At 62.2% G+C, this 6,088-nt stretch carries 8 protein-coding genes; 4 read left to right on the forward strand and 4 right to left on the reverse strand.

From position 1 onward, the window contains the following. Positions 1 to 53: 53 nt before the first annotated feature. Positions 54 to 503, reverse strand: coding sequence for a hypothetical protein (locus JOZ76_RS21190; RefSeq protein ID WP_366112862.1), 450 nt, complete (start codon positions 501 to 503; stop codon positions 54 to 56). Between the two features lie 122 nt (positions 504 to 625). Further along, positions 626 to 1,804 (reverse strand): YadA-like family protein, encoded by a 1,179-nt coding sequence (locus tag JOZ76_RS21195; protein WP_291701505.1) that lies wholly within the window; start codon positions 1,802 to 1,804, stop codon positions 626 to 628. Between the two features lie 296 nt (positions 1,805 to 2,100). On the opposite strand from JOZ76_RS21195, the gene JOZ76_RS21200 reads away from it, so the two are divergent. Then, positions 2,101 to 3,084: an AraC family transcriptional regulator gene (locus JOZ76_RS21200; protein ID WP_291701507.1), complete on the forward strand. Its 984-nt coding sequence runs from the start codon at positions 2,101 to 2,103 to the stop codon at positions 3,082 to 3,084. A gap of 170 nt (positions 3,085 to 3,254) precedes the next feature. Here JOZ76_RS21200 and JOZ76_RS21205 read toward each other — a convergent pair whose 3' ends face one another. After that, positions 3,255 to 3,509 (reverse strand): hypothetical protein, encoded by a 255-nt coding sequence (locus JOZ76_RS21205; protein WP_291701509.1) that lies wholly within the window; start codon positions 3,507 to 3,509, stop codon positions 3,255 to 3,257. 196 nt (positions 3,510 to 3,705) lie between these two features. Here JOZ76_RS21205 and JOZ76_RS21210 point away from each other — a divergent pair, with 196 nt between their 5' ends. Together JOZ76_RS21210 and JOZ76_RS21215 are read left to right on the forward strand one after the other, a co-directional pair. Further along, a complete protein-coding gene (locus JOZ76_RS21210; RefSeq protein ID WP_291701510.1) occupies positions 3,706 to 4,104 on the forward strand; it encodes a hypothetical protein in 399 nt (132 codons plus the stop codon). A gap of 61 nt (positions 4,105 to 4,165) precedes the next feature. Continuing rightward, entirely contained in the window at positions 4,166 to 4,471 is a 306-nt protein-coding gene (locus JOZ76_RS21215) for a hypothetical protein (RefSeq protein ID WP_291701512.1), read from the forward strand. Positions 4,472 to 4,738: 267 nt separating this feature from the next. On the opposite strand, the gene JOZ76_RS21220 is transcribed toward JOZ76_RS21215, so the two are convergent. Further along, positions 4,739 to 5,122, reverse strand: coding sequence for a hypothetical protein (locus JOZ76_RS21220; RefSeq protein WP_291701518.1), 384 nt, complete (start codon positions 5,120 to 5,122; stop codon positions 4,739 to 4,741). A gap of 470 nt (positions 5,123 to 5,592) precedes the next feature. Between JOZ76_RS21220 and JOZ76_RS21230 the strand changes: the two genes are divergently transcribed. Beyond that, positions 5,593 to 6,088: outer membrane protein (locus JOZ76_RS21230; protein WP_291701514.1), on the forward strand; the 496-nt coding region annotated here is incomplete at its 3' end.

Here is a 6,088-nt window from a genome sequence, read left to right on the forward strand (position 1 = left end):
CATGTGAACGGAGGCAATTGCATTGGAGAAGTCCCTTGCGAAGGGAAATCCCATTACGGCCTTGCTGCTGTTGTCGATGGCACCTGCTGGCTCGCGCTCGGCCCCTGTAACTTGGCAGCGGGAGGTGGCGGCCCAGCGGGAGGATCGGGCGCTGCAGGCGCCGCCGACCCGATCTTCACCGAGATGCCGAACAGGTGCCATTGACCGTTCACCGGCGCATAGAGCAGGTCGAAGCTGAGCTGCTGCGGCACGGAGGGAAAGAAGCCGGCCATGTGCATCAGGCCATTGGCCTCGATCTGCGGCAGCACGGTCAGCTGCGGCTCGATCGCGACGACGCCCGAGAGGTCGAGATGGTCGTTGCGTTGCTTCGCAAAAATCTCAGCGAGCTTCACGGCGCTGTTGACCTGGAAGGCGGGCGCTCCGAGCTCGCGCAGCACCGAGTAATTGCCGGTCTTGTTGGCTTGGTCCAGCGCGATCAGCGCGGTGCGGATCAAGATCAGCACGCCGTTGCGATCAATTTGCGCAAGCCTTGGCGGCGGCGTTTCGGCGCGCGCACTCAGGCACCATGCGACGAGGACGGCAAGCGCACCAAGACATAGAGCAGCAAAGGTAGGGATGGGCCGCCTCACCACGCGAACGTGACGCCTGCCCTGCTGCCAATGCCCCCCTGCTGAAATCCGGCGCCGACGCCGACGTTCACTACGGCATAATCGGTCAGGCGCATTTGCGCGACCACGCTGCCGGCGTTCTCGCCACGAAAATTGCCCCAATTGGTGGAGATCGCAAATCGCTTGTCGGCCGGCAGCGCGGTGCCGCCCATGGAAATCGCAATCGCGCTACCCTCGAACGACTGCCGCATCTGATGTTGCAGGACGCTGACGCTGGACTGCAACCCGGAGACGGTGGACTGCAGTCCGGAAATGTCCGGCAGCGTAATGTTCGTCGCTGCCAGATGCCCCGCCGCGTCAGTCGTCACGACCGAGGTCGGTCCGCTTTGTGCGGCAAGACTCGCCGCCGACGTGAGGCCTGACAGCTTGTAGGTGTTCGACGCCGTGCCGATCGCGACCTGGTTGGCCGCAGTTGCTGTCGCGCCGGCGCCGAAGGCTGCTGAATTGCTGTACGCCGCGGTCGCCCCAGAACCAACCGCCGTGGCGCTGCTGCCGGATGCCAGGCTGTTGTAGCCGTTCGCGGTGCTATAGTCGCCGCTCGCTGTGCTGTAGGAGCCGGTCGCCGTGCTGCCGGTGCCGCTCGCTGTGCTGTAGTAGCCGCTCGCGGTGCTGTTGGCGCCGGTCGTGGTGCTGTTGAAGCCGGTCGCGGTGCTGCCGGCGCCGTACGCATTGGCGTCGCCGGCGGCGGTGCTATAGTCGCCGCTCGCTACGCTACTGCCGCCTAAAGCAGTGCTGACAATCCCGCTCGCAGTACTCTGTGCACCGATCGCCGTGCTTTGGTTCCCGCTCGCTGAGCTGTCAGACCCGATCGCCGTGCCAAAGTCGCCGGTCGCTTTAGCAGCACCCCCGCAGGCCGTATTTTCCGGGCGACCGCTGTCGTTCCCCGCCGGATTTGACCCGGCTCCGCCATTGCTGCATTCGACTGCTCGTGCCGCCGAGGGCATGAGCAGCAGGGCAGCCAGCAAAGCGCATGCGACGGTGAGTGGTATGAGCCGGTTGTGCCGAGAGCCGGGCGCCTTGCCGCTGCGCCAGCCCTCTGCGAACTTCGCCAGCAAATCTGAGGACGACTTCGCGAAGCTGGTTGCTAGTCCTGCGGTCGCCGTCGCTCCGAGACCGGACGTGAACTTCCCAAACATCAAATTCTCCAGCGCGACCCGTGTGGCGCGAATTTAGGCATGGCGGACTTGCCGATCCTCGACTGAACGCCATGCGAATATCTATCCGGTTCGTGCCAAGCCCCGCACGGACTCAAGGGAACACGGCCGGGACTGGAGAGAACTCAGTCGCGCTTTTGCTGGAGAAGATGTACGACGGCAACAGCTGCGCCGATGACCATTGGGTGCGAAACAGAAATTGAGACCAAAATGGCCGCCGTTCGAACCATCGGTTGACAGGGTGCGACTATAAACTCGATAGAGTGCGACTATAAGACATGACCTCCTCGAGACAGCCCTTCGCTCCCCTCCACATCTCCACCGATAGCTTTCCGGAGAAGCAGCGCCTCGCGATGTGGCGCGAGATCTATGGGCGCAATATCACCAACGTCGACATCGAAACGATTGGCGACGAGCCGTTTCATGCGAGCGTGACATTCCAGGGCCTGCCTGGTCTCGGCATCGTCTCGGGATCAAGGTCCGCGGCGCACTATCATATTACCCGACAGCATCTGCCCCGTGCGGGGGACCAGGTCGGATTGTCTATGCTGCTCAGCGGCGCATCCACAACGCAGCAGCTTGGCCGGGAAATTGTCGGACGGCCAGGTAGCGGCGTGCTGATCTCCGGAACCGATCCGTCCGCAAACACGATGCGTTCCCTCGGCAGTTTCGTGACCCTTGTACTTCCTCGGCCGGCACTCGCGGAGCTGGTGCCGAATCTGGGCGACGCCTATGCGCGGCAGATTCCTGCCGAGAACGGAGCCCTTCGACTGCTGCTGCGTTACATCGAGACGCTGCATCGGGATGACGCGCTCGAGATGCCCGGGCTGGCCCAGGCCAGCGCCAATCACATCATCGATATCGCCGCGCTTGCGATCGGCGCGAAGCCAGACGTCGCCCACGAGGCCCACGAGCGGGGTGTCGCGGCCGCACGATTGCAGGCGATCAAAGCGGACATTACCGATCAGCTCGGCAACCCCGATCTGTCGGCCGGCATGATGGCGATACGGCACGGCGTCACCCCGCGCTACGTGCACAAGCTGTTCGAGCGTGAGGGAACGACTTTCTCGGCGTTCGTCCTCGCTCATCGCCTCGCGCGCGCTCTACAAATGCTGAAGGACGCACACTTTGCGGTCCTGACCGTCAGCGCCATCGCGCTCGAGTGCGGATTCAACGATCTGTCCTATTTCAACCGCACCTTCCGGCGTGCCTATGGGGCTACACCATCGGATGTCCGCGCGGCCACACAGCAGGCGCGCTGACGATTGGCCACGAAGCATTTTGCCGACAGACCAGGAATCGAAGGGACAGGGAAAGGAACAGAATGGACAAGTCAATCGGCGGCGATCTTTCGCAAGCACGATCGGCGACCTTATTTCGGCTTGGGGCGTGGGGTTCGATTTTCCTCTTGCTCGCCTGCGCTTCGCCTTCGTCACTTTCGGCCAATCCAGCGATCGCCAACAATCCGCCCTGCAATAGCGGGAAGATCGGGTTCAGGCCAACGGCCAGTGACGAGGCGCGCGCGCTCGCTTTCGTGCGATCCTTGCCCGGCGTCGGCCGCATCAAAAAGAACAGCGATGGCTCCTATAGTGCAGAGTTCGCCGGCGCTAATGAGATCAACGCACTGATCGCCGACCTCAATCAGCACCATGCCGCCGAGATCATCGATCTGTTTCAATACTTTCAATGCAACTATCGGCTCTTCTAACCACAGCCCCGAAACGGCATGGCGCGAGCATCGTTGACGCCGTCTTAGATCGGCTATCTCCGAACCACGGGCCAAATTCCGCCTTCGATGGCAGCATCGGCCGGCAGCCCGCGTCCGACGGAAGCGGCCGGTAGACTACCCGAGGGCGGCCGAAACGGCAGCACCTCGAAGCTCAATGCACAACAAGATTGACGCGATACGATGGTGGAGAAGAACGCGGCATGAGTCCGGCAAGACTCTTCTGGATCGTCGCCTGCGTCGACGTCGTTTTGGCCCTGCTTTGCAAGTGGCCATAGGCCCCTTGGGGCGGTACGATGTGTTCGTGGTAATTTTCCTGATCGGCGCCGTTGTTCTTCTGGGCGCGATCATGGCAGTGGTGGGGCTGATCGAGAAACCCGCAACGTATCGGATTGGCCTGGCGCTGGTGGCCTCGCCGTTCTTGCTCTACGGCGCCCAATTCGCCCGGGACTTTGTGACGACGCCCGGTCGAAGCGCGTTGGAAGCCGGCCATGGTTATTTCAACCGTGCTGCGGACCGCGCCCTCGCCGTTGCTATCGTGGCGGGCGAGGGCTAGAAGGTCGCCGCACTCGCGCCGGCTGCGAACCTGAACGCAATCCTGGAATCGCATGACATTCATGCGATTGGCCTTGGAGAATGGCCATGCCGATCCCGCCGTCGTCGCGGCCTTGCTCAGGGCCGGCGCCAACCCGGACGACGACCAGCAATATCTGTTCGGGTCGATCAGCGACGGCGGCGGGGCGACCTCCGGAGCGATGATCACTGGGAAGAACGAACGCCTGCTGCGCGCGGTAGTCGACGGGAGTCGACCTGAACCACTGGGATCTGGAGGGGAATCCGCGGTGTGCCGCAAGCCGTTCTTTGGACCGCAAGCCGCGCGAAGCGAGATCAAGGTCGTCGGAATTCCATCGAAATTTCAATGATATACGAGTTCGCGCTTTTATTCTGAATGGCGCGCCAGCTAACCTCAAAAAAATCGAAGCTTTTTAGCCCAGCGCCAATCAGCCCCGCACTAAATTCCCGTTTTAGTCTGGGGTTTAGTCTGGGGAAGTTTTTCAGGCGGGCGCTCCAGCAGTTTCCAGCCCTTCGTCCGAGCGCGCCGATGCGGCGCTCAATGCCGGGGCCGCTATGACCTAAACCCATCGGGACGGCTGGCGCAGATGCTAAGCACGCTGGTCCGTGAGGTGCGGTCAACACCTGCGAAGCCGGTGTTTGGCCGCGAGGTCGAAACCACCCCGGGTAATGAAGATGCCGAACAAGGCTAAGACTCGATGTTGCATGCGCGCATCGAGGCCGTTCTCGATCAGGCGACACTCCGTGGCTTTAGCGAAAACGACGCCGGGCAGCCAACTCCGCAACCTCTTCGCATTCCGTCTGGCAGTGAGCGAGATTGTTGGGTTCAGTTTTGCTGATTCACGATTTAACGATGAATCTCGTGACGATGCGGTCGCCATACGGCCACCGCCGCGCATAGGCGGACATCCGCTGATGAACATTCGAAACACGGCCTCGGCGCGCTGGCGCATGCGGCTCAAGCCCAAAAACCGGTTCCTCGTGCCGGCAAACAGCTTCACCGAATGCGCGCCTAGGCCAAACAAGCGACCGGGAAGCAGGACGTGGCTTGGTTCGCGCTCAACGAAGGACCGCATTCGCCGGTTCGATAACATTCAGCGGCGAACGAGAGCAAAGTCGAAAGCGATCTCGGGACCGCGCCTAGTCTACGGTGTCCTGACCACAGAGCCGAACGCGATGGTGGTTCATGCGAAGGCAATGCCGGTGATCCTGACAACGGATGAAGAGCGCGACGTCTGGGTGGCCGGTTTGTCGCCCCGCTGTCGCATCCGAGCGCGCTTGTTCAGGCAGCATCTTGACAGCCAGACGAATTCGGCCTGGCCGAGCACGATTTCAGCTATTGCTCGGCCTTTACAACCACCGCGGGAGATTGAGTTTCCCTCGTCTGTGGCCGCCCGGTCACAGAAAGTTCGCCGATGTGGCGGTAATATGCTGATGGCTAAGGGGCGAGTTTATTCGATGGGAAACGAGTATGCGTTGCTTCCTTTTAGCTCTTGGCGCTGCCGTTACGGCAGCCGCCGTCGGCGGTCTGACATCCGCGTCCGCCGCTGATCTCCCCGAAGCCATGCCGACCAAGGCGCCGGTGATGATGGCGCCGGCCTATGACTGGAGCGGCTTCTATATCGGTGTACATGTTGGAGGCGTGTGGGATCACCGCACGGTGACCACCAACAACATCGCCACGGGTGTGGCCGTGCCGCTCGGCACCGGAACAGGTAATCTGGGCAGCGTCACGGGTGGCGCCCAGGCCGGCTTCAACTTCGTGCTGGCGCCAGGCTGGGTCGCGGGGCTCGAGGCCGACGTCTCGGGCGCTGGCCTCGATGGGACGACAATCGTGACCGCCACCCGCTTCGGCACGGACCAACATCACAACGAGCTTGATCTCTACGGCACTGTGCGCGGCCGCGTCGGTTATGCCGTCAATAACGTCCTGCTGTATGGCACCGGCGGCCTCGCCTGGGCGGATG

Source organism: Bradyrhizobium sp., assembly GCF_019244115.1.
Taxonomy (GTDB): Bacteria; Pseudomonadota; Alphaproteobacteria; order Rhizobiales; family Xanthobacteraceae; genus Bradyrhizobium.